The organism is Pseudomonas sp. yb_9, from assembly GCF_043103635.1.
Lineage (GTDB): Bacteria > Pseudomonadota > Gammaproteobacteria > Pseudomonadales > Pseudomonadaceae > Aquipseudomonas > Aquipseudomonas monteilii.
Window position 1 is genome coordinate 121,747 of the sequence record NZ_JBICKA010000007.1, and the last position, 18,063, is coordinate 139,809.

An 18,063-nucleotide genomic window follows, 5' to 3' on the forward strand; every position below is an offset into this window, starting at 1 on the left:
ACCATGACCAGTCTGCAAGCCAAAGCGTTTATCCCTCGCAGCCCGCGGGCCGAGCTGTTGCACGCCTGCGCGTTGACCGACCTGACCGAGGTAGCGCGGGCCGGCTTTCGCGGCGTCGACAGCGCCGCCTACCTGCAGCAACGTGGCTACCGATTGCCGCAGCAGCCGAACCAGGCCGTGCGCCAGGACGATGGCGGCTGGGTAGCGCGGTTGTCACAGACCGAATACCTGCTGCTGGGCAGCCTGGCTGACGAAGGCACGCGGGTGGCCGCCACAGAGGCCGAGTGGGTGCAGGATGCCCAGCGTAACTACCTGCTGCCGCGCCAGGACAGCCATGCCTGGTTGCAGCTGTCGGGGGCGGATGGCAGTGCGGTAATGGCCAAGTTGTGCGGAGTCGACCTGCGTTTACAGGCATTTCCCATCGGTGCCGTGGCGCAAACCTCTGCGGCGCGGATCAATGTGATCGTGGTGAACGTGGGGAGTGATGAGCAGCCGGCCTTGCAGTTGCTGTTCGATCGGGCGTCGTTGGCGTATTTCCGTGAGGCGGTGCTGGATGCGATGGATGAGTTCGATGGCGGGCTGATCGAGTTAGGCGCATTATCGGGTTGATAGCAGTCTGAACCTGTAGCCCCTGCAAAACTGTACAAAATATTTCTTTTGTATAGCTTTATACAGTGACCTGCACTATACCTTGTACAACAGTTTAGTTTTGTACAGGTATTGTGCATGTCCACCTACCTCCAGTACTTCGCCGAACGCTTTGCCACGCTCGATTCGCACAACCTCGACCTGCTGAACGACCTGTACAGCGAGGACGTCGCGTTCCGCGACCCACTGCACCAGCTCACGGGTCTTCGCGCACTGCGGGCCTATTTCGCCCAGTTGTACGCGAAGGTGCCTGACGTGCATTACCGGTTCGAAGGCACCGACGAACTGGAACCGGGACATGGCTACATCCGCTGGACGTTGCACTACCGCCACCCGCAACTCGCCCGTGGGCAACTGATCAGCCTGCAGGGTTGCAGCCACCTGCGCTGGCAGGAGCGGGTGCATTTTCATCAAGATTACTTCGATGCCGGCGCCCTGCTTTACGAGCATGTGCCCGTCATGGGCAGCGCGATTCGCTGGCTCAAAGGCAGGCTGGCATGAGGCGTTGCTGGCTAACCGGCGCCAGCAGCGGCATCGGCGCAGCCATGGCGTTGCAATTGCTGGAGCAAGGCCACCAGGTGGCGTTGGGGGCACGCCGGGCGGACAAGCTGGCCGCACTGGCCGCACAGTTTCCGGGCCAGGTATTGCTGACGGTGGGCGATGTCGACCAGCCGGGGGATGTGGCACAGATGGCCGGGCAGATCGAGCAGGCCTGGGGTGCACTGGATCAGGTGATTCTCAATGCCGGCACCTGCGAGTACCTGGAGCCGGGGCACTTCGACCCGGCGCTGGTCGAGCGGGTAATGCGCACCAACCTGACCGGTACCAGCCTTTGCCTGGCCGCCGCCCTGCCCTTGTTGCGCCGTGGCCGGCAGCCGCACCTGGTGGTCATGGGCAGCTCGGTCAGCTGGCTGGCCTTGCCACGCGCAGGGGCCTATGGCGCGTCCAAGGCAGCCTTGCGCTACCTGGTCGAATCCCTGCGCATCGACCTGGCTGCCGAAGGCATCGACGTCACCCTGGTCAGCCCCGGTTTCGTCGACACGCCCCTGACACGCCGCAATGATTTCCCCATGCCCCAACTGTGGAGCGTCGAACGCGCCGCGGGCCACATCATCGCGCGCCTGCCGCGTCGCCCACTGGAGATTGCCTTCCCTGCCACCTTCACCCTGGTGCTGCGGTTGCTTGGCGCATTGCCGGCACGCCTGCGCCTCAGGCTGGGCCGCCATCTGGCGCGCCCCTCACAGGACTGACCCATGCGCATCGCGATCATCGGCACCGGCATTGCCGGCCTCACCTGCGCCCACCTGCTGTCACGCCGGAACGAGGTCACGGTGTTCGAGGCAGCGCAGCGGGTTGGCGGGCATACCCATACCGTGGATGTGCAATGGGAGGGCCAACACTATGCCGTCGATACCGGCTTCATCGTGTTCAACGACTGGACCTACCCGCACTTCATCCGCCTGCTCACGCAGTTGGGCGTCACCTGGCGGCCGACGGAAATGAGTTTTTCGGTGCATGACCCGCGCACGGGGTTCGAGTACAACGGCCACGATCTGGACACCCTGTTCGCCCAACGGCGCAACCTGTTGTCTGCCGGGTTCTGGGGCATGCTGCGCGATGTGCTGCGCTTCAACCGGCAGGCGCCAGCCGACCTGGCTCAGCAGCGCATCGATGGCAACACCACCCTTGGTGACTACCTGCAAGCCCAAGGCTATGGCCGGCGCTTCATCGACCATTACATCGTGCCGATGGGGGCGGCTATCTGGTCGATGTCACCCACCGGCATGCTGGACTTCCCCTTGCAGTTCTTCGTGCGCTTCTGTCAAAACCACGGTTTGCTGTCGGTCAACCATCGCCCGCAATGGCAGGTGATCGAAGGTGGCTCGCGCGCCTACCTCACGCCCTTGTGCAAACCGTTTGCCGAGCGGATTCGCCTGGGCTGCCCGGTACAACAGGTAAAACGTGACGTAAGCGGCGTCACGGTTACCTGGCCAGGCAGCAGCGAACGCTTCGACAAAGTCGTGTTCGCCTGCCACAGCGACCAGGCCCTGGCCCTGCTGGCACCGCCCAGCGAAGCAGAGCGCGCCATCCTGGGTGCCATCCGCTACGCCAGCAACGATGTGGTGCTGCACACCGACTCGCGCCTGCTGCCCCAACGGCGTAAAGCATGGGCCAGCTGGAACTACCGCCTGGGCGACAACGCGCACGCGCCCGCCGCACTGACCTACAACATGAACATCCTCCAGGGCATCCAGGCACCGACCACGTTTTGCGTCAGCCTCAACCAGACGGCACAGGTGGACCCGACACAGATACTCGCCCGCTTCGACTACGCGCACCCGCAATACAGCCTAGCCGCGTTGGCGGCACAGGCCCGCCAGCACGAACTGCAAGGGCCGTTGCACAGCTATTACTGCGGCGCTTACTGGGCCAACGGCTTTCACGAAGACGGTGTGCTGAGCGCGCTGAACGTGGCCCGGCATTTTGGAGAGCAGCTGTGAACAGCAGCCTGTGCCAAGGGTGGGTCAGTCACAAGCGCCTGAGCCCGAGGCCGCATGCGTTTCGCTATCGGGTTGGCATGTTCTACCTGGACCTGAACGAACAACAGCAGCTGCTGAACCTGTGTCACTGGCTTGGGCCCTCACGGCTGGCGCCCCTGTGCTGGCGCGAAACCGACTACCTGCCAGCGCTGACCCGCCAAGGCAAGCCCTTGGCCGAAGCCGCCCGGCAACTGGTCGGCCAAGCCATTGGCCAGGTGCCCGAAGGCGCCGTGCACCTGCTTACCCAACCGCGCTGCTGGGGGTTGTCCTTCAACCCGGTGAGCACCTACTTCTGCCATGACCAACAGGGCCAGCTGGTAGCCGTGCTGCTGGAGGTACGCAACACCCCATGGCGTGAACGCTTCCACTATGTGCTGCCGGTTGAGGGTGACCTGGCGCAACCCTTTTCCATGGCCAAGGCCTTTCATGTTTCACCGTTCATGCCGCTGGACATGGAGTACCGCCTGCGCTTCGCCCTCGATGCACAGCGGGTGCGCATCCACATGGAAAACTGGCGCGCCGGGTACAAGGTGTTCGAAGCAGACCTGGCGCTGCTACGCCAGCCGCTGGACCGCGCCGGCTTGCAGCGGCACATCCTCAACTTCCCCTGGATGAGCCTGCGCACCCTCACCGGCATTTACTGGCAGGCCCTGCGCCTGCTGCTCAAGCGCACGCCCGTGCACGACCACGTTGCCAGCCAGCACGATCTGGTACTCGGCCAACCCACATGCGAGGAGCCCGAACATGCCCGAACCGACCATGAGCGTTAGCAAATCGACCAGCATTGCCCCACTGCTCGGCAGCCTGGCCAAGCATGCAGTGCTCGCACAATTGCGCCAGTTGCGCCATGGCAATTTGCGCCTGATCAGCCAAGGCCAGCAATGGACATTCGGCGACGTCGCCAGCCGGCTGCATGCAGAAGTCGAGGTCGTAGACGAGGCAGCTTGGGGCCTGGTCGCCTGCAATGGCTCGATTGGTGCCGGGGAAGGCTATATCCACGGTTACTGGCGCAGCCCGGACCTTGCCGCAGTCACCCGGTTGTTCGTGGCCAATCTGGATGTGCTGGATGCCATGGAGGGCGGCCTGGCACGCCTGGCGCGTCCGGCTCTGCACCTGCTGCACCACCTGAACCGCAACAGCCGGCGCGGCGCGCGGCGCAATATCCTGGCGCACTACGACCTGGGCAACGACCTGTTCGAGCGCCTGCTCGACCCCACCATGATGTACTCCGCCGCGCAGTTCGACAGCCCGGCGCAAACGCTGGAACAAGCCCAGACCAACAAGCTGCAGCGCATTTGCCAAAAGCTTGAACTCAAGCCCGAGGACCACTTGCTTGAGATCGGCAGCGGTTGGGGCAGCCTGGCCATCCACGCCGCCCAGCAGCATGGCTGCCGGGTCACCACCACCACCCTCTCGGCGGCGCAGCACGCCCACACCCTGCAGCGGGTAAAGGCCCTGGGCCTGGAGCAGCGCATCACCGTGCTGCACGAAGACTACCGCGACCTGCGCGGGCGTTTCGACAAGCTGGTGTCGATCGAGATGATCGAAGCCGTCGGCCACCGCTACTTGCCCACGTACTTTCGCCAATGCGCTTCGCTGCTCAAGGACGACGGGCTGATGCTGTTGCAGGCCATTACCATCCGCGACCAGCGCTACGCCCAGGCCAGGCGTTCAGTGGATTTCATCCAGCGCTACATTTTCCCCGGCGGCGCCTTGCCCTCGCTGAGCGTGCTGCTGGATACCGCCAGCCGCCAGACCGCCCTGAACCTGGTGCACCTGGAAGACTTTGGCCAGGACTATGCGCGCACCCTGCGCCACTGGCGCGACAACCTGCGGGCGGCGCGTGCAGAGCTGATGGCGCTGGGGTATGACGAGACCTTCCAGCGCTTGTGGGAGTTCTATCTGTGCTATTGCCAGGGCGGTTTCGAGGAGCGGACCATCGGCGTGGCCCAATTGCTCTGGGCCGCACCACAGGCGCGTCGGGCACCGCTGCTGGACCGTTGAACATGGCCCGCGGGTGGTTGATTGGCAACGCACTGTGGTTGCAAGCGGGTTGGTGGGCCTGCGTGCTGGGAGCACGCCAACCCTGGCTGCTGCTGGCCGCGATGGCCGGCCTGCTGGTGCACCTGCGCTTATGTCCGCACCCCGGAAGTGAACGGCGCGTCCTGCTGGGCGTGGCGATTGCCGGATGTTTACTCGACAGCCTGTTGGGCATGCTGGGTGTATTGCGCTTCGAAACCTGGCCCTTGCCGCTTTGGCTGGCATTGCTGTGGCTAGTACTGGCCAGCGGGCTGCGCCACAGCCTGGCATGGGCCGGGCGACCGCTCTGGCGCGCCGCGCTGCTGGGCATGTTGGGCGGCCCCTTGGCTTACCTGGCCGGGGCTCGCGTGGCGGGCATAGAGTTGCCCATGGGGCAGTTGCGAACCGCACTTGTTCTAGCCCCGATCTGGGCGCTAGCCCTGCCGCTGGCCTTGCGCTTCGCGGCACGGGGCTGAGGCCAGGCTACAACTGCACCAGCCGCTCACGCAGAAAATCGACAAACCCCTGTACCGGCCGCGCCACCTGGCGGTGTTGCGGATACACCGCCGAAAGCTGCAATGCCGGTGGCGTCCAGTCTTCCAGCACACTCACCAACCGCCCGGCCGCCAACGCCTGCCCCACGATGAAGGTCGGCAGATACGTCACCCCCATCCCGGCAATGGCTGCATCCCTTAGCAACTCACCGTTGTTCGCACGCATCCGCCCGGCCACCTGAATCGCCTGCGCCTTGCCGCCCTGACGAAACTGCCACTGCACCTGACGCGAATGCCCATAAGGCAGGCAGTCGTGCCCTACCAGTTCATCCGGTGCTGTCGGCATGCCCCGCGCTTGCAGGTAATCCGGGCTCGCACAGTACACCCGCTCGACACTGGCAATGCGCCGCGCAATCAGGCTGGAATCCTCCAGCGCGCCAATGCGCAGAGCCAGGTCGTAACCCTCGCCGATCAGGTCGACGGCCCGGTCACTCAGGTCTACCTCCACATCCACCTGAGGGTGCAATTGCAGGAACTCGGTCAGCAAGCAACCCAGGTGCGCCATGGCAAACGACAGCGGCGCGCTCAGGCGCAAGGTGCCACGCAACGCCTGGGCCTGGCCACTGATGTCGTGCTCCACCTGTTGCACTTCACCCAGCAGGCGCAGGGCCGACTGGTAGTAGTGCTGGCCCAGCGGCGTGGCGTCCAGCCGCCGGGTAGAGCGGTTCAGCAGGCGCACGCCAAGGCGCTCTTCAAGCTGCATCAGGCGCCGGCTGACCGATTGCTTGGACATCCCCAGGCGGTCGGCAGCGGCGGTGAAACTGCCGGCTTCCATGACCTGGGCGAAGATCCGCATGTCTTCGTAAGGGTTCATTGTCTTGCTCTTGGTGACAGTCAAACGCTTTATAGCGGCTTTTTCCCATCATTGCATCTCCCTAATCTACGCACAGGCCGCAGCGATGGCCCAGCAGGCCAGGAAAGACGCCCATTACCAACACTTGCATAGAGAAGGATTCGCTCATGAACATTGTCCACAAAGCCCTCACCGCTTCCCTTCTGGCCCTGTCCGTCCCCAGCGCCTTCGCCGCTGGCAGCCCAGGTGTCGAGCAACACACCCAGGCCTTCCTCCAGGCCCTGGAACAAGGCGGCGGCAAGCCACTGGAGCAACTCAGCCCGAAAGACGCCCGCGCAGTGCTCACCGGCGCCCAGGCTTCGGTCAAAGTCGACCTCTCCGGTATCGAGGTAAAAGAGCGCACCATCCAGGCCAACGGCGAGTCGATCAGGCTGCAAGTGGTACGCCCGGCCAACGTCAAGGGCGACCTGCCGGTGTTCATGTTCTTCCACGGTGGCGGCTGGGTACTCGGTGACTTCCCGACCCACCAGCGACTGATCCGCGACCTGGTGGTCGGCTCAGGTGCGGTGGCGGTCTACGTGGACTACACCCCCTCGCCAGAAGCGCACTACCCGACGGCGAACAACCAGGCCTATGCCGCTACCCGCTGGGTGGCCGAGCATGGCAAGGAAATCGGCGTTGACGGCAAGCGCCTGGCCGTGGCCGGCAACAGCGTGGGCGGCAACATGGCTGCGGTGGTGGCACTCAAGGCCAAAGAGGCCGGCACCCCTGCCCTGCGCTTCCAGTTGCTGCTGTGGCCGGTGACCGATCCCAGCTTCGAGACGGCATCGTACAAACAGTTTGCCGAAGGGCACTTCCTGACCACCGGGATGATGAAATGGTTCTGGGACAACTACACCACCGATGCCAACGCCCGGGCACAGATCTACGCTTCGCCGCTGCGGGCCAGCAGTGAACAGCTGAAGGGGTTGCCGCCAGCGCTGGTGCAGACTGCCGAATTCGATGTGCTGCGCGATGAGGGTGAGGCGTATGCCCGCAAGCTGAATGCGGCCGGCGTGACCGTGACTTCGGTGCGCTACAACGGGATGATTCATGACTATGGGCTGTTGAACCCGTTGAGCCAGGTGCCAGCGGTGAAAGCAGCGATGCGCCAGGCGGCCGGGGAATTGAAAGTACATTTGCAGTAGCTTGAGAAATACAAAAGTACCCGCCCAAGCGGGTATTTTTGTTTCCTGCGGAACAAACAGGCGTCTGGTACGGCGGCGATAGGGCCATAAGCACCTACATCAGGGTTCAAACCCTTCCACAATGATCACCTCAGCCTTGGCCACGCCCTGGCGACGGCTGCAGGCCTCCTGGTACAGCGCCGACCGGTAGCACGCCACTGCCTGCTCGTACGAATCGAACTCGATCACCACGCTACGCTGAGGGGTAGGCCGCCCTTCCATCGCCTCGCTGCGCCCGCCACGGGCCAGGAAGCGGCCGCCGAACGCCTTGAAGGCAGCCGGAGCGCGCTGGGTGTACTGCTGGTATTGCTCGGGGTCGGTCACGTCCACATGGGCGATCCAATAGGCCTTCATGCGCTGCTCTCCTGTAACGGCGATATTTGTGTATGATGGTATACCATAAAAATTACCCCACCACAGTGAGCGTGCAACATGGCTTTCAACACCATCGAGGAACTTCTCGAGGACTACCGGCAAGGCCAGATGGTCCTGCTGGTGGATGACGAGGACCGGGAAAACGAAGGCGACCTGCTGATCGCTGCCGAGCGTTGTGACGCCCAAGCCATCAATTTCATGGCCCGCGAAGCGCGCGGCCTGATCTGCCTCACCCTGACCGACGAACACTGCCAGCGCTTGGGCCTGGAGCAGATGGTGCCGGCAAATGGCAGCGTGTTCAGCACGGCGTTTACCGTGTCCATCGAAGCGGCCACTGGCGTCACTACCGGCATTTCCGCCGCCGACCGGGCACGCACCGTGGCTGCGGCCATGGCCCGAGATGCCCGCCCCGAAGACCTGGTGCAACCCGGCCACATTTTCCCGCTGCGCGCCCGCGAAGGCGGCGTGCTGAACCGTGCCGGTCACACCGAAGCCGGCTGCGACCTGGCCCGCCTGGCCGGTTTCAGCCCAGCCTCGGTGATTGTGGAAGTGCTCAACGACGACGGCACCATGGCCCGCCGCCCGGACCTTGAAGTGTTCGCCGCGCAGCATGGCATCAAGATCGGCACCATCGCCGACCTGATTCACTACCGCCTGAGCACCGAGCAGACCATCAAGCGCATCGGTGAACGCGAGCTGCCGACCGTGCATGGCACCTTCCGGCTGGTCACCTATGAGGACCGCATCGAAGGCGGCGTGCACATGGCCATGGTCATGGGTGATATCCGCCGCGAGCAGCCGACCTTGGTGCGAGTGCATGTGATCGACCCGCTGCGCGACCTCGTAGGTGCCGAATACGCCGGGCCATCCAACTGGACGTTATGGGCGGCCTTGCAGAAGGTGGCCGAGGAAGGGGCTGGTGTAGTGGTGATCCTGGCCAACCATGAATCCTCCCAAGCCCTGCTGGAGCGCGTACCGCAGCTGACCCAGCCGGTGCGCCCTTATCAGCGCGGGCAATCGAAGGTGTACTCCGAAGTGGGCACCGGGGCACAGATTCTGCAGGACCTGGGCGTGGGTAAGCTGCGCCATCTGGGGCCTCCGCTGAAGTATGCCGGGCTGGCGGGGTATGAACTGGAGGTGGTGCAGAGCATTCCCTTCGAGCCCGGGATGCTCGGCTGAAAATACATAAGCATCTGATTTGGCGGGGCCCTGCGGGGCCCCGCAGCGTTTCTGAACGGACGGAGTGATGGCCGGTCGCCTCATACCTCTTGCCAAAAGTTTGGAATACCATAATATGATATCCCGTAGACCTTAAATCTGCAGGCCGGCACCTACAATTACAAACGGCCACCCAGACACTTTGTTTTAGCTGCTCCCCGAACACTGTTGGCGGGCGCACCACAAGCCCCGCCTCGAATAACAAAAGCAACGAGGGCGTAACCATGCTGTTGAGCAAACGTGTAACCGCAGTGCTGTCCGCCAGCCTGCTGACCCTGGCCTGTCAAGCCGCCGTGGCCGCTGACAGCCTGAATTTCGTCAGCTGGGGCGGTACCACCCAGGACGCCCAGAAAGAAGCGTGGGCCGTCCCCTTCACCAAAGCCACCGACATCAAAGTCGTCCAGGACGGCCCTACCGACTACGGCAAGCTCAAGGCCATGGTCGAAAGCGGCAACGTGCAGTGGGACGTGGTCGATGTCGAAGCCGACTTTGCCCTGCGTGCCGCCAGCGAAGGCCTGCTGGAGCCCCTCGATTTCAACCAGATCAAACGTGACAAGATCGACCCGCGTTTCGTTTCCGACCACGGCGTTGGCTCGTTCTTCTTCTCCTTCGTGCTGGGCTACAACGAAGGCAAGCTCGGTGCCAACAAGCCGGTGGACTGGACCGCGCTGTTCGACACCAAGACCTACCCCGGCAAACGCGCCCTGTACAAATGGCCGAGCCCTGGCGTGCTGGAACTGGCCCTGCTGGCCGACGGCGTAGCGCCCGACAAGCTGTACCCACTGGACCTGGACCGCGCCTTCAAGAAACTCGACACGATCAAGAATGACATCGTCTGGTGGGGCGGCGGCGCCCAGTCGCAACAGCTGCTGGCCTCGGGTGAGGCTTCGCTCGGCCAGTTCTGGAACGGCCGCGTCTACGCCCTGCAGCAAGATGGCGCACCAGTGGGCGTAAGCTGGAAACAGAACCTGGTCATGGCCGACTTCCTGGTCATCCCCAAAGGCGCCAAAAACAAGGACGCGGCCATGAAGTTCCTGGCCAACGCCAGCAGCGCCGAAGGCCAGGCCGAGTTCGCCAACAAGACCGCTTACGCGCCAGTGAACGTCGACAGCGTGGCCAAGCTGAACAAAGACCTGGCACCGAACCTGCCCACTGCCTACGCCCAGGACCAGGTCACTCTGGACTTCGCCTACTGGGCCAAGAACGGTCAGGCCATCGCGGCCCGCTGGAATGAGTGGTTGGTCAAATGAAAGTCGCCATCAACGCCCTGCATAACGCGCAAGGTGCCCCCACGGGCACCGGCGCCTCGGGTAGCACACCCCGCCGCGCCAGCCTGAGCCAGCGCTGGAAGGGCAGCCGCAACCTGCTGCCGGCCCTGCTGTTCCTTGGCTTGTTCTTCTTCGCCCCGCTGGTCGGCCTGTTGCTGCGCGGGGTGCTGGAGCCAACGCCGGGGCTGGGCAACTACGAGCAGTTGTTCGCCAACTCGGCCTACGCACGGGTGCTGTTCAACACCTTCTCGGTGGCCGGCGTGGTCACCCTGATCAGCGTGCTGCTGGGCTTCCCGCTGGCCTGGGCGATTACCCTGGTGCCCAAGGGCTGGGGCCGTTGGTTGCTGAACATCGTGCTGCTGTCGATGTGGACCAGCCTGCTGGCGCGTACCTACTCGTGGCTGGTGCTGCTGCAAAGTTCGGGGGTGATCAACAAGGCGTTGATGGCCATGGGCATCATCGATGCCCCGCTGGAAATGGTGCACAACCTCACCGGCGTGGTGATCGGCATGAGCTACATCATGATCCCGTTCATCGTGCTGCCATTGCAGGCAACCATGCACGCCATCGACCCGATGGTGCTGCAGGCCGGTTCCATCTGCGGCGCCAGCCCATGGACCAACTTCTGGAAGGTGTTCCTGCCGCTGTGCCGCTCGGGGTTGTTCTCCGGGGCGCTGATGGTGTTCGTGATGTCGCTCGGTTACTACGTCACCCCGGCGCTGCTGGGCGGGGCACAGAACATGATGCTGCCCGAATTCATCATCCAGCAGGTGCAGTCGTTCCTCAACTGGGGCCTGGCCAGCGCCGCCGCCGCACTGCTGGTGGTGATCACCCTGGTGCTCTTCTACCTGTACCTGAAGCTGCAGCCGGAATCCCCGGTTGGCAACGCGAGGTAAACCGCCATGCTCCTGTCTCCCAATGCCATGGGCCGCCCGCTGCGCACGGGCCTGTACCTGACCACCGGGGTCATTGCGGCCTTCCTGCTGCTGCCGGTGGTGTTCATCGTGTTGCTGTCGTTCGGCTCGTCCCAGTGGCTGGTGTTCCCGCCACCGGGCTGGACCTTCAAGTGGTACGGCCAGTTCTTCTCCAACCCGGAGTGGATGGACGCCGCGCTGGCCAGCCTCAAGGTGGCCGTGCTCACCACCATTGCCGCCGTGCTGCTGGGCCTGCCCAGCGCATTCGCCCTGGTGCGTGGCCGCTTCCCGGGCCGCGAGCTGCTGTACGGGCTGTTCACCATGCCGATGATCGTGCCACTGGTGATCATCGCCGCGGTATACGCCCTGTTCCTCAAGCTCGGCTACACCGGCACGCTGTTCGCCTTCGTGGTCAGCCATGTGATCGTTGCCCTGCCCTTCACCATCATCTCGATCATCAACTCGCTGAAACTGTTCGACCAATCGATCGAGGATGCCGCGGTGATCTGCGGTGCTTCGCGCCTGCAGGCCATCTTCAAGGTCACCTTCCCGGCCATTCGCCCGGGGATGATCGCCGGCGGCCTGTTCGCCTTCCTGGTGTCGTGGGATGAAGTGGTGCTGAGTGTGATGATGGCCAGCCCCGACCTGCAGACACTGCCAGTGAAGATGTGGACCACCCTGCGCCAGGACCTCAGCCCGGTCATCGCCGTGGCCTCGACCCTGCTGATCGGCTTGTCGCTGCTTGTGATGTTCATTGCCGCCGCCTTGCGCCGGCGCACCGAAACAAACGCCTGAGCGCGCGGAGAAAACAACAATGAGTGCAGTAATCAAAGACAACGCGCCAGGCAAAACCCTGATCAGCCTGCGCGGCCTGAACAAGCACTACGGCGATTTCACCGCCGTGGACAACCTCGACCTGGAAATCCAGGACGGCGAATTCCTGACTTTCCTCGGCTCAAGCGGCTCGGGCAAATCCACCACCCTGTCGATGCTGGCCGGCTTCGAAACGCCCAGCAGCGGCGAGATCCTGGTCGATGGCCAGTCGCTGGTGAACGTGCCGCCGCACAAGCGTGATATCGGCATGGTGTTCCAGCGCTACTCGCTGTTCCCGCACCTGAACGTGCGCGACAACATTGCCTTCCCGCTGGCCATTCGCAAGCTCAACGCTGCCGAAACCGCCAAACGCGTCGATGCCATGCTCAAGCTGGTGCAGCTGGAGAAGTTCGCCCACCGCAAGCCTTCGCAGATGTCCGGTGGCCAGCAACAGCGTGTGGCCATTGCCCGAGCGCTGGTGTACGAGCCACGCATCCTGTTGATGGATGAACCGCTCGGTGCGCTGGACAAAAAGCTGCGCGAAGACCTGCAGGACGAGCTGCGCCAGTTGCACCGCCGGCTGGGTATCACCATCGTCTACGTCACCCACGACCAGGAAGAAGCCATGCGCCTGTCCCAGCGCATCGCCATCTTCAGCCACGGCAAAATCGTCGGCCTGGGCACCGGTTACGACCTGTACCAGAACCCGCCGAATGCCTTTGTCGCGTCGTTCCTGGGCAACTCCAACTTCCTGCGGATCAAGGCCAGCAGCAACGGCGCGGGCAGTTTCGAGGGCCAGCCGGTGGCCATTCGCCTGACGCCGGGCCTTACCGCCTCGCAGGATGCCCTGATCATGGTACGCCCGGAAAAAGCCCTGGCCCTCACAGCCGAACAGGCTGCACGCGAGCCGCTGCCGCCGGGCTGGAACGAAGTCAGTGCCAAGGTTGGCGAAGTGCTGTTCCTGGGTGAGAGCCAGACCTGCCATGTGGTAATGGCGGGTGGCACTGAGTTGACGGTGAAAGCGCTGTCGGCTGCGGGTATGCCTATGCAACCTGGCGACAGCGTGAAAGTGCGCTGGGCGGTGGCGGATGCATGTATCTATACCGAGTGGGCCGAAAGTGATTTGAGCAAGTCGGCCGGGGCACATTGAGATCGCGGGGGGCCGCTTTGCGGCCCCAATAACGCGGTCTACCAGGTCTTAGATTCAACCCCTAAGCACTGTCACATAATCATCACGTCACTGTCGTAATCTGCGGGCCAACTCTATGCCATAGGCCACCCGGCATGCTGCGCCTGCTTGTCTTGCTGCTCACCCTGCTACCGCTAGCGACCCTGGCCGAGCCCGCTCACCTGCGCGTCCAAGGCTCCAACACCATCGGCGCCGCCTTGCTGCCGGCACTGGTTCAGGGGCAATTGCGTGCGCAGCAAGCCACCGCCATCCACCAGCAACCGGGCAACGTCGCCAACGAGACCGTCATCACCGCGCAGGACGATCATGGCCAGCCGGTACGCATCGATGTTGCCGCTCACGGGTCCAGCACCGGCTTTGTCGCCCTCGGCCGTGGCGATGCCGACCTGGCGGCCGCCTCGCGGCCGATCAACGACAGCGAAGTGCATCAATTGCGCGCTCTGGGCGACCTGCGCGCTGCCAGCGCCGAACAAGTCATCGGCCTGGACGGCGTGGCGGTCATCGTCCACCCCGACAACCCGCTGCCTCAACTGACCACCCAGCAACTGGCGCAGGTTTTTTCCGGGCAGATCCAGCGCTGGGAACAGTTGGGCATTGCTGACGGCGCCATCCACCTCTATGCCCGTGACGACCGCTCCGGCACCTACGAGACGTTCAAGGCGCTTGTGCTGGAGCCCCTGCACGACGAACTATCAGCCAAGGCGCGGCGCTTCGAGTCCAGCGACGAGCTGGCTTCTCAAGTCGCCACCGACCGTCAGGCCATCGGCTTCAGTAGCCTGGCCGCAGTGCACGGTGCCAAGGTGCTGGCGGTGGCCGAAGGCGACGCACCGGCCATGTTGCCAGAGCGCGCGCTGGTGGCCAGCGAAGACTACCCGCTGTCACGGCGCCTGTACTTCTACCTGCCAGCTAACCCCAAGCCTCAGGCCAAGGCCTTGGCCGATTTCGCCCAAAGCCCGGCTGGCCAGGCGATCGTTGCCCAGCAGGGTTTCGTGTCGCAGCAGATCAAGGCCCAGCCTGTTCCGCCCCTGGCCGATATGCCGCCACGCTATCGCACCCTGGCCCAGCAAGCGCAGCGGCTGAGCGTAAACTTCCGCTTTCAGGAAGGCAGCGCCAGCCTCGACAACAAGGCCCTGCGCGATGTGCAGCGGGTGGTCGAATACCTGCGACAGGCCGGCAAGTTGCAGAGCAAGGCCGTGCTGGTAGGGTTTGGCGACCCCAAGGAAACCCCCGGGCGCGCTGCGCTGCTTTCGCGCCTGCGCGCCCAGGCCGTGCGCCGCGAGCTGGCACGCGGTGGTGTGGAGGTGCTTGAGGTAACGGGCATGGGCGATGAACTGCCAGTGGCCGGCAATGAACTGGAGCAAGGGCGCCTGCGTAACCGTCGGGTAGAGGTGTGGGTGTATTGAAGGCGTGATTACGGCCCTGGCAAAGAAATGTAACAGCTCCCCGTTCGGCATCCATGGCAAACGGGTCTAGGCTCAAGTTCATGTGATACCGGGCCCCTCTGACGGCTGCCAAGCCGCCATGTCGGATCACTGTTGCCTTGCAACGTCGACATTCAAGGAGGGGCTCATGACAGCTCTGCAGGCATTCCTCACCACCCCCGTCCTCGGTACCAGCGCCTGGTTGTGGTTGGTATTCATGGCCATCGTCATCGGTTTGCTGGTGCTCGACCTGGGCGTGCTGCACCGCCACGACCGCGAAATCGAAATGCGCGAAAGCCTGCTGCTGTATTCGGGCTATTTCAGCGTCGGTGTACTGTTCGGCGCCGGGGTTTGGTATCAGCTAGGCGCACAGTCGGCGCTGGAGTTCTACACCGGCTTCCTGGTCGAGCAGTCGCTGTCGATGGACAACGTGTTCGTCATGGCGATGATCTTCAGCTACTTCGCCATCCCCCGCCGCTACCAGCACCGTGTACTGTTCTGGGGCATCCTGGGGGTGGTGTTCCTGCGGGCGATCATGATCGGCGTGGGCGCGGCGCTGGTGCAGAACTTTGCCTGGGTGCTGTACCTGTTCGGCGCCTTCCTGCTGTTCACCGGGGTAAAGATGGCGCTGTCAAAAGAAGACAGCCACCCGGACCTGGCCAACAACCCGATCATCAAGTTCGTACGCCGGCACATGCGGGTTACCGACCAGATCCACGGCTCGCACTTCTTCGTGCGCAAGACCCCGCCTGGGCACAGTAAAGCCCTGCGCTATGCCACCCCGTTGTTTCTGGCGCTGGTGCTGATCGAACTGGCCGACCTGGTGTTTGCCGTCGACAGCGTGCCGGCGATCTTCGCCATTACCCAGGACCCGTTCATTGTCTATACCTCCAACATCTTCGCCATCCTTGGGCTGCGCTCGCTGTACTTCGCGCTGTCGGCGCTGATGCACAGGTTCGTTTACCTCAAGTACGCACTGGCGTTGGTGTTGATCTTTATTGGCTGCAAGATTTTCTACCACGGCATGGTGGGCAAGGTGCCGGCGTTGCTGTCGTTGGGGGTGACGTTCGGGTTGCTGCTGGGTGGGGTGGTGGTTTCGTTGGTGAAGACGCGGGGGCAGAAGGTGGCTGTACAGACTTCCCAGCCAGGAGACGCTTCAAATGGGCACAAGGATGAAGACCCGCAATTGCGGGTCTGATCCCGTCTTACTTTTTAATCATAAAGTAACCCATCAACGACCAAAGCAGCGCGATGAATATCAGCCATAGCGCCATAGCCATTTTTCGTTTCAAGTACAGCGGAAAATGCTTAAGTTCCTCTTCATCCAGCCAGCCCATATGCAGATGTAATCTAGGAAACGTGACCAAAGCGCTCACCGCGCTCATTAGCAGACAGCGAGACCTCAGGCTTCCTCCCCCCCAAACGGGCTTCATCTGCTCCAGATAGGGGTTACTTGTGATAGCTGACAGGGCGACTTGAAAATCACGGGACATTGCAATTCGCACATTTATAGCAAGACCTGAAAGCCCAGTGACAAACGGAACAATCAGGAACGCTAGTTTAAGCAGCGGCGGCCAACTTTCGAAGTCAATCATCTATCACCTCATAAAGCACCTCTCCCGCCTTCTCTCCGAATGTTCCAAGGCCAATAGAGCCTGCTGCAGAGCTGGCGCCAACGATGACGATCCCGCATACCGGAACGCCAAGTCCACCAGTACCAAGAGCGAAAACACCGCATAGAGCGGTTGCAGCAGCACCACCTCCCCAAGCGCCAAGCATGCCTCCCCCGAGACCACCTGCGAAGCTACTCGCCTCGGTAAAACGAACCTTCTTGCAAGCTCCAGTTTCGCCGGCCTGACACACCTCCTGCACGTTCAAGTAAGACGAAGCGCCGCCCAACCCTACTGCGGCATGTCCGCCATATTTGAGGTAGTTGCTAAGCTTCGCCACCTTACCCAGATGCGTTGCATACCCGGGAATCTGCCCCGGCCCACCCGCTTTCGACCAATGATGCACGAGGCTCTTGGTCGAGATATTCAAGCTTTTCCTCAAGCGCTCATAATTTCCAAGGTTCAGTTGCTTGTTCAAAAATGCTGTTTTCAGCTGTCCATCCAGTTGCTGCAGAAGGCGCCGCCGTTCGGGGAAGAAGCCTGGGCTGTTCAGGTGGCCGTGGCGCATGAACTCCCGCTGGTGCAGTTGCTCGATACTCGTCAATGTATGACTGACCTGTTTCAAGCCTTGATCCAGCATGTCCTTACCCACGCCCATGGACAGGCTGGCATCGCTGAGCAAACCGGCGATCTCGGCCTGGTGCTGCATCATGAAATCCGCTTCGGTGTAGTCGAGCACTTCCAGCGCACGCCGCGCATGCTGCGCTGCGGCCATCAGTTCTCCCTCTTCGTGCGTGCAGGCATTTCCATTGTCAGGGTCACCGATCACGAAGATTTCCCCTGCCTTGAAGCCTTGCTCAAACGTCGGATTGAGCCGCTGCAACCGGGAAATCGGTAACGTGGCATCATGCTCGGCCAATTGCAGCAGCACCTCGGGGAACGACATGCGCCGGGGAACCACATAGAAGCCAGGCTCCAGCGTACCGGGCAGTGCACCTATTACAGGTTGGGAGAAACGCTCCGAGTAGACCGCGTTTGACGGCTCGGAAAAGTGAGCATTGGCAAGCCCTGCTAGGGGCTGCATGGGTGGCGGTGCTTGATACAGCGGTGCGACCACCCGATTGCTGCCCGGCGAACAGCCACAGACAACCAACGCACCATCCATGGCCACGCGCTGTCCATCGGAAATGAAGTGGTCCACACCTTCGGCGACCATTCCCACCTGCCCACAAAGAGGGCATGGCGTGGTCTGGTCGCCTTCACGGAGCACCATTCGGCCTTCGTCCAGATAGCCGGCCCCTGTCGCAATACAAACGGCTCCAGTTGTGGTGATATCGCCGTCAACTGCCTGACCTTTTCCCTCTAGACTGACGCGCATCTATAAGCTCCCTTTGCGTGGCTGAGGTTCGAAACCTAGCACCCGCAAGGCGGTTTCAAGCGCTTGGAGCAGAGAATCAGAAGCGTCCTACAGATTA

At 62.7% G+C, this 18,063-nt stretch carries 19 protein-coding genes; 15 read left to right on the forward strand and 4 right to left on the reverse strand.

All coding sequences use genetic code 11. The features are described 5' to 3' along the window. Positions 1–3 precede the first annotated feature (3 nt). The 7 genes from ACF8MI_RS02100 (at position 4) to ACF8MI_RS02130 (ending at position 5,683) form a co-directional block, all read left to right on the forward strand. Positions 4–609 carry a sarcosine oxidase gene (locus ACF8MI_RS02100; protein WP_060497204.1) on the forward strand — a complete coding sequence of 202 codons (606 nt, stop codon included), beginning with the start codon at positions 4–6 and terminating at the stop codon, positions 607–609. A 117-nt stretch (positions 610–726) separates the two neighbouring features. Further along, positions 727–1,149 carry a nuclear transport factor 2 family protein gene (locus ACF8MI_RS02105; RefSeq protein ID WP_060497205.1) on the forward strand — a complete coding sequence of 141 codons (423 nt, stop codon included), beginning with the start codon at positions 727–729 and terminating at the stop codon, positions 1,147–1,149. After that, positions 1,146–1,898 (forward strand): SDR family oxidoreductase, encoded by a 753-nt coding sequence (locus ACF8MI_RS02110; protein WP_060497206.1) that lies wholly within the window; start codon positions 1,146–1,148, stop codon positions 1,896–1,898. The genes ACF8MI_RS02105 and ACF8MI_RS02110 overlap by 4 nt, the downstream gene beginning before the upstream one ends. Positions 1,899–1,901: 3 nt before the next feature. Further along, a complete protein-coding gene (locus ACF8MI_RS02115; RefSeq protein WP_200928438.1) occupies positions 1,902–3,149 on the forward strand; it encodes an NAD(P)/FAD-dependent oxidoreductase in 1,248 nt (415 codons plus the stop codon). Next, positions 3,146–3,958 (forward strand): DUF1365 domain-containing protein, encoded by an 813-nt coding sequence (locus ACF8MI_RS02120; protein WP_200928439.1) that lies wholly within the window; start codon positions 3,146–3,148, stop codon positions 3,956–3,958. Before ACF8MI_RS02115 ends, ACF8MI_RS02120 begins: the two co-directional genes overlap by 4 nt. Next, positions 3,933–5,192 (forward strand): cyclopropane-fatty-acyl-phospholipid synthase family protein, encoded by a 1,260-nt coding sequence (locus ACF8MI_RS02125; protein WP_104834527.1) that lies wholly within the window; start codon positions 3,933–3,935, stop codon positions 5,190–5,192. The genes ACF8MI_RS02120 and ACF8MI_RS02125 overlap by 26 nt, the downstream gene beginning before the upstream one ends. Positions 5,193–5,194: 2 nt before the next feature. Beyond that, positions 5,195–5,683 carry a DUF2878 domain-containing protein gene (locus ACF8MI_RS02130; RefSeq protein ID WP_156867397.1) on the forward strand — a complete coding sequence of 163 codons (489 nt, stop codon included), beginning with the start codon at positions 5,195–5,197 and terminating at the stop codon, positions 5,681–5,683. A 7-nt stretch (positions 5,684–5,690) separates the two neighbouring features. Here ACF8MI_RS02130 and ACF8MI_RS02135 read toward each other — a convergent pair whose 3' ends face one another. Then, positions 5,691–6,575: a LysR family transcriptional regulator gene (locus tag ACF8MI_RS02135; RefSeq protein WP_060497211.1), complete on the reverse strand. Its 885-nt coding sequence runs from the start codon at positions 6,573–6,575 to the stop codon at positions 5,691–5,693. Positions 6,576–6,721: 146 nt separating this feature from the next. Here ACF8MI_RS02135 and ACF8MI_RS02140 point away from each other — a divergent pair, with 146 nt between their 5' ends. Further along, positions 6,722–7,741, forward strand: coding sequence for an alpha/beta hydrolase (locus ACF8MI_RS02140; protein WP_200928440.1), 1,020 nt, complete (start codon positions 6,722–6,724; stop codon positions 7,739–7,741). Between the two features lie 99 nt (positions 7,742–7,840). Here ACF8MI_RS02140 and ACF8MI_RS02145 read toward each other — a convergent pair whose 3' ends face one another. Then, positions 7,841–8,134: a DUF1330 domain-containing protein gene (locus tag ACF8MI_RS02145; RefSeq protein WP_060497213.1), complete on the reverse strand. Its 294-nt coding sequence runs from the start codon at positions 8,132–8,134 to the stop codon at positions 7,841–7,843. A 78-nt stretch (positions 8,135–8,212) separates the two neighbouring features. Between ACF8MI_RS02145 and ribBA the strand changes: the two genes are divergently transcribed. The 7 genes from ribBA (at position 8,213) to ACF8MI_RS02180 (ending at position 16,176) form a co-directional block, all read left to right on the forward strand. Next, positions 8,213–9,334: a bifunctional 3,4-dihydroxy-2-butanone-4-phosphate synthase/GTP cyclohydrolase II gene (ribBA, locus tag ACF8MI_RS02150; RefSeq protein ID WP_060497214.1), complete on the forward strand. Its 1,122-nt coding sequence runs from the start codon at positions 8,213–8,215 to the stop codon at positions 9,332–9,334. Between the two features lie 263 nt (positions 9,335–9,597). Next, positions 9,598–10,623, forward strand: a complete 1,026-nt coding sequence (locus ACF8MI_RS02155) for an ABC transporter substrate-binding protein (protein WP_104834525.1) — start codon at positions 9,598–9,600, stop codon at positions 10,621–10,623. Further along, positions 10,620–11,537: an ABC transporter permease gene (locus ACF8MI_RS02160; protein ID WP_060497216.1), complete on the forward strand. Its 918-nt coding sequence runs from the start codon at positions 10,620–10,622 to the stop codon at positions 11,535–11,537. The genes ACF8MI_RS02155 and ACF8MI_RS02160 overlap by 4 nt, the downstream gene beginning before the upstream one ends. A gap of 6 nt (positions 11,538–11,543) precedes the next feature. After that, positions 11,544–12,350 carry an ABC transporter permease gene (locus ACF8MI_RS02165; protein ID WP_392517352.1) on the forward strand — a complete coding sequence of 269 codons (807 nt, stop codon included), beginning with the start codon at positions 11,544–11,546 and terminating at the stop codon, positions 12,348–12,350. Positions 12,351–12,369: 19 nt separating this feature from the next. Beyond that, positions 12,370–13,518, forward strand: coding sequence for an ABC transporter ATP-binding protein (locus ACF8MI_RS02170; protein WP_200928441.1), 1,149 nt, complete (start codon positions 12,370–12,372; stop codon positions 13,516–13,518). A gap of 134 nt (positions 13,519–13,652) precedes the next feature. Then, positions 13,653–14,960 carry a substrate-binding domain-containing protein gene (locus ACF8MI_RS02175; protein WP_104834524.1) on the forward strand — a complete coding sequence of 436 codons (1,308 nt, stop codon included), beginning with the start codon at positions 13,653–13,655 and terminating at the stop codon, positions 14,958–14,960. A gap of 166 nt (positions 14,961–15,126) precedes the next feature. Further along, on the forward strand, positions 15,127–16,176 hold the full coding sequence (locus tag ACF8MI_RS02180) for a TerC family protein (protein WP_060497219.1): 1,050 nt from the start codon (positions 15,127–15,129) through the stop codon (positions 16,174–16,176). 7 nt (positions 16,177–16,183) lie between these two features. Here ACF8MI_RS02180 and ACF8MI_RS02185 read toward each other — a convergent pair whose 3' ends face one another. Both ACF8MI_RS02185 and ACF8MI_RS02190 read right to left on the reverse strand, forming a co-directional pair. Then, complete coding sequence (locus ACF8MI_RS02185) at positions 16,184–16,573, reverse strand: hypothetical protein (RefSeq protein WP_060497220.1); 390 nt, start codon at positions 16,571–16,573, stop codon at positions 16,184–16,186. Next, positions 16,566–17,966, reverse strand: coding sequence for a PAAR domain-containing protein (locus ACF8MI_RS02190; RefSeq protein ID WP_200928442.1), 1,401 nt, complete (start codon positions 17,964–17,966; stop codon positions 16,566–16,568). Before ACF8MI_RS02190 ends, ACF8MI_RS02185 begins: the two co-directional genes overlap by 8 nt. Positions 17,967–18,063: the final 97 nt, after the last annotated feature.

Bases quoted from the DNA above. Each gene is read 5' to 3' on its own strand.
- ACF8MI_RS02100 (WP_060497204.1), top strand. From the start codon at position 4: ATGACCAGTCTGCAAGCCAAAGCGTTTATCCCTCGCAGCCCGCGGGCC.
- ACF8MI_RS02105 (WP_060497205.1), top strand. From the start codon at position 727: ATGTCCACCTACCTCCAGTACTTCGCCGAACGCTTTGCCACGCTCGAT.
- ACF8MI_RS02110 (WP_060497206.1), top strand. From the start codon at position 1,146: ATGAGGCGTTGCTGGCTAACCGGCGCCAGCAGCGGCATCGGCGCAGCC.
- ACF8MI_RS02115 (WP_200928438.1), top strand. From the start codon at position 1,902: ATGCGCATCGCGATCATCGGCACCGGCATTGCCGGCCTCACCTGCGCC.
- ACF8MI_RS02125 (WP_104834527.1), top strand. From the start codon at position 3,933: ATGCCCGAACCGACCATGAGCGTTAGCAAATCGACCAGCATTGCCCCA.
- ACF8MI_RS02130 (WP_156867397.1), top strand. From the start codon at position 5,195: ATGGCCCGCGGGTGGTTGATTGGCAACGCACTGTGGTTGCAAGCGGGT.
- ACF8MI_RS02135 (WP_060497211.1), bottom strand. From the start codon at position 6,575: ATGAACCCTTACGAAGACATGCGGATCTTCGCCCAGGTCATGGAAGCC.
- ACF8MI_RS02140 (WP_200928440.1), top strand. From the start codon at position 6,722: ATGAACATTGTCCACAAAGCCCTCACCGCTTCCCTTCTGGCCCTGTCC.
- ACF8MI_RS02145 (WP_060497213.1), bottom strand. From the start codon at position 8,134: ATGAAGGCCTATTGGATCGCCCATGTGGACGTGACCGACCCCGAGCAA.
- ribBA (WP_060497214.1), top strand. From the start codon at position 8,213: ATGGCTTTCAACACCATCGAGGAACTTCTCGAGGACTACCGGCAAGGC.
- ACF8MI_RS02155 (WP_104834525.1), top strand. From the start codon at position 9,598: ATGCTGTTGAGCAAACGTGTAACCGCAGTGCTGTCCGCCAGCCTGCTG.
- ACF8MI_RS02160 (WP_060497216.1), top strand. From the start codon at position 10,620: ATGAAAGTCGCCATCAACGCCCTGCATAACGCGCAAGGTGCCCCCACG.
- ACF8MI_RS02165 (WP_392517352.1), top strand. From the start codon at position 11,544: ATGCTCCTGTCTCCCAATGCCATGGGCCGCCCGCTGCGCACGGGCCTG.
- ACF8MI_RS02170 (WP_200928441.1), top strand. From the start codon at position 12,370: ATGAGTGCAGTAATCAAAGACAACGCGCCAGGCAAAACCCTGATCAGC.
- ACF8MI_RS02175 (WP_104834524.1), top strand. From the start codon at position 13,653: ATGCTGCGCCTGCTTGTCTTGCTGCTCACCCTGCTACCGCTAGCGACC.
- ACF8MI_RS02180 (WP_060497219.1), top strand. From the start codon at position 15,127: ATGACAGCTCTGCAGGCATTCCTCACCACCCCCGTCCTCGGTACCAGC.
- ACF8MI_RS02185 (WP_060497220.1), bottom strand. From the start codon at position 16,573: ATGATTGACTTCGAAAGTTGGCCGCCGCTGCTTAAACTAGCGTTCCTG.
- ACF8MI_RS02190 (WP_200928442.1), bottom strand. From the start codon at position 17,966: ATGCGCGTCAGTCTAGAGGGAAAAGGTCAGGCAGTTGACGGCGATATC.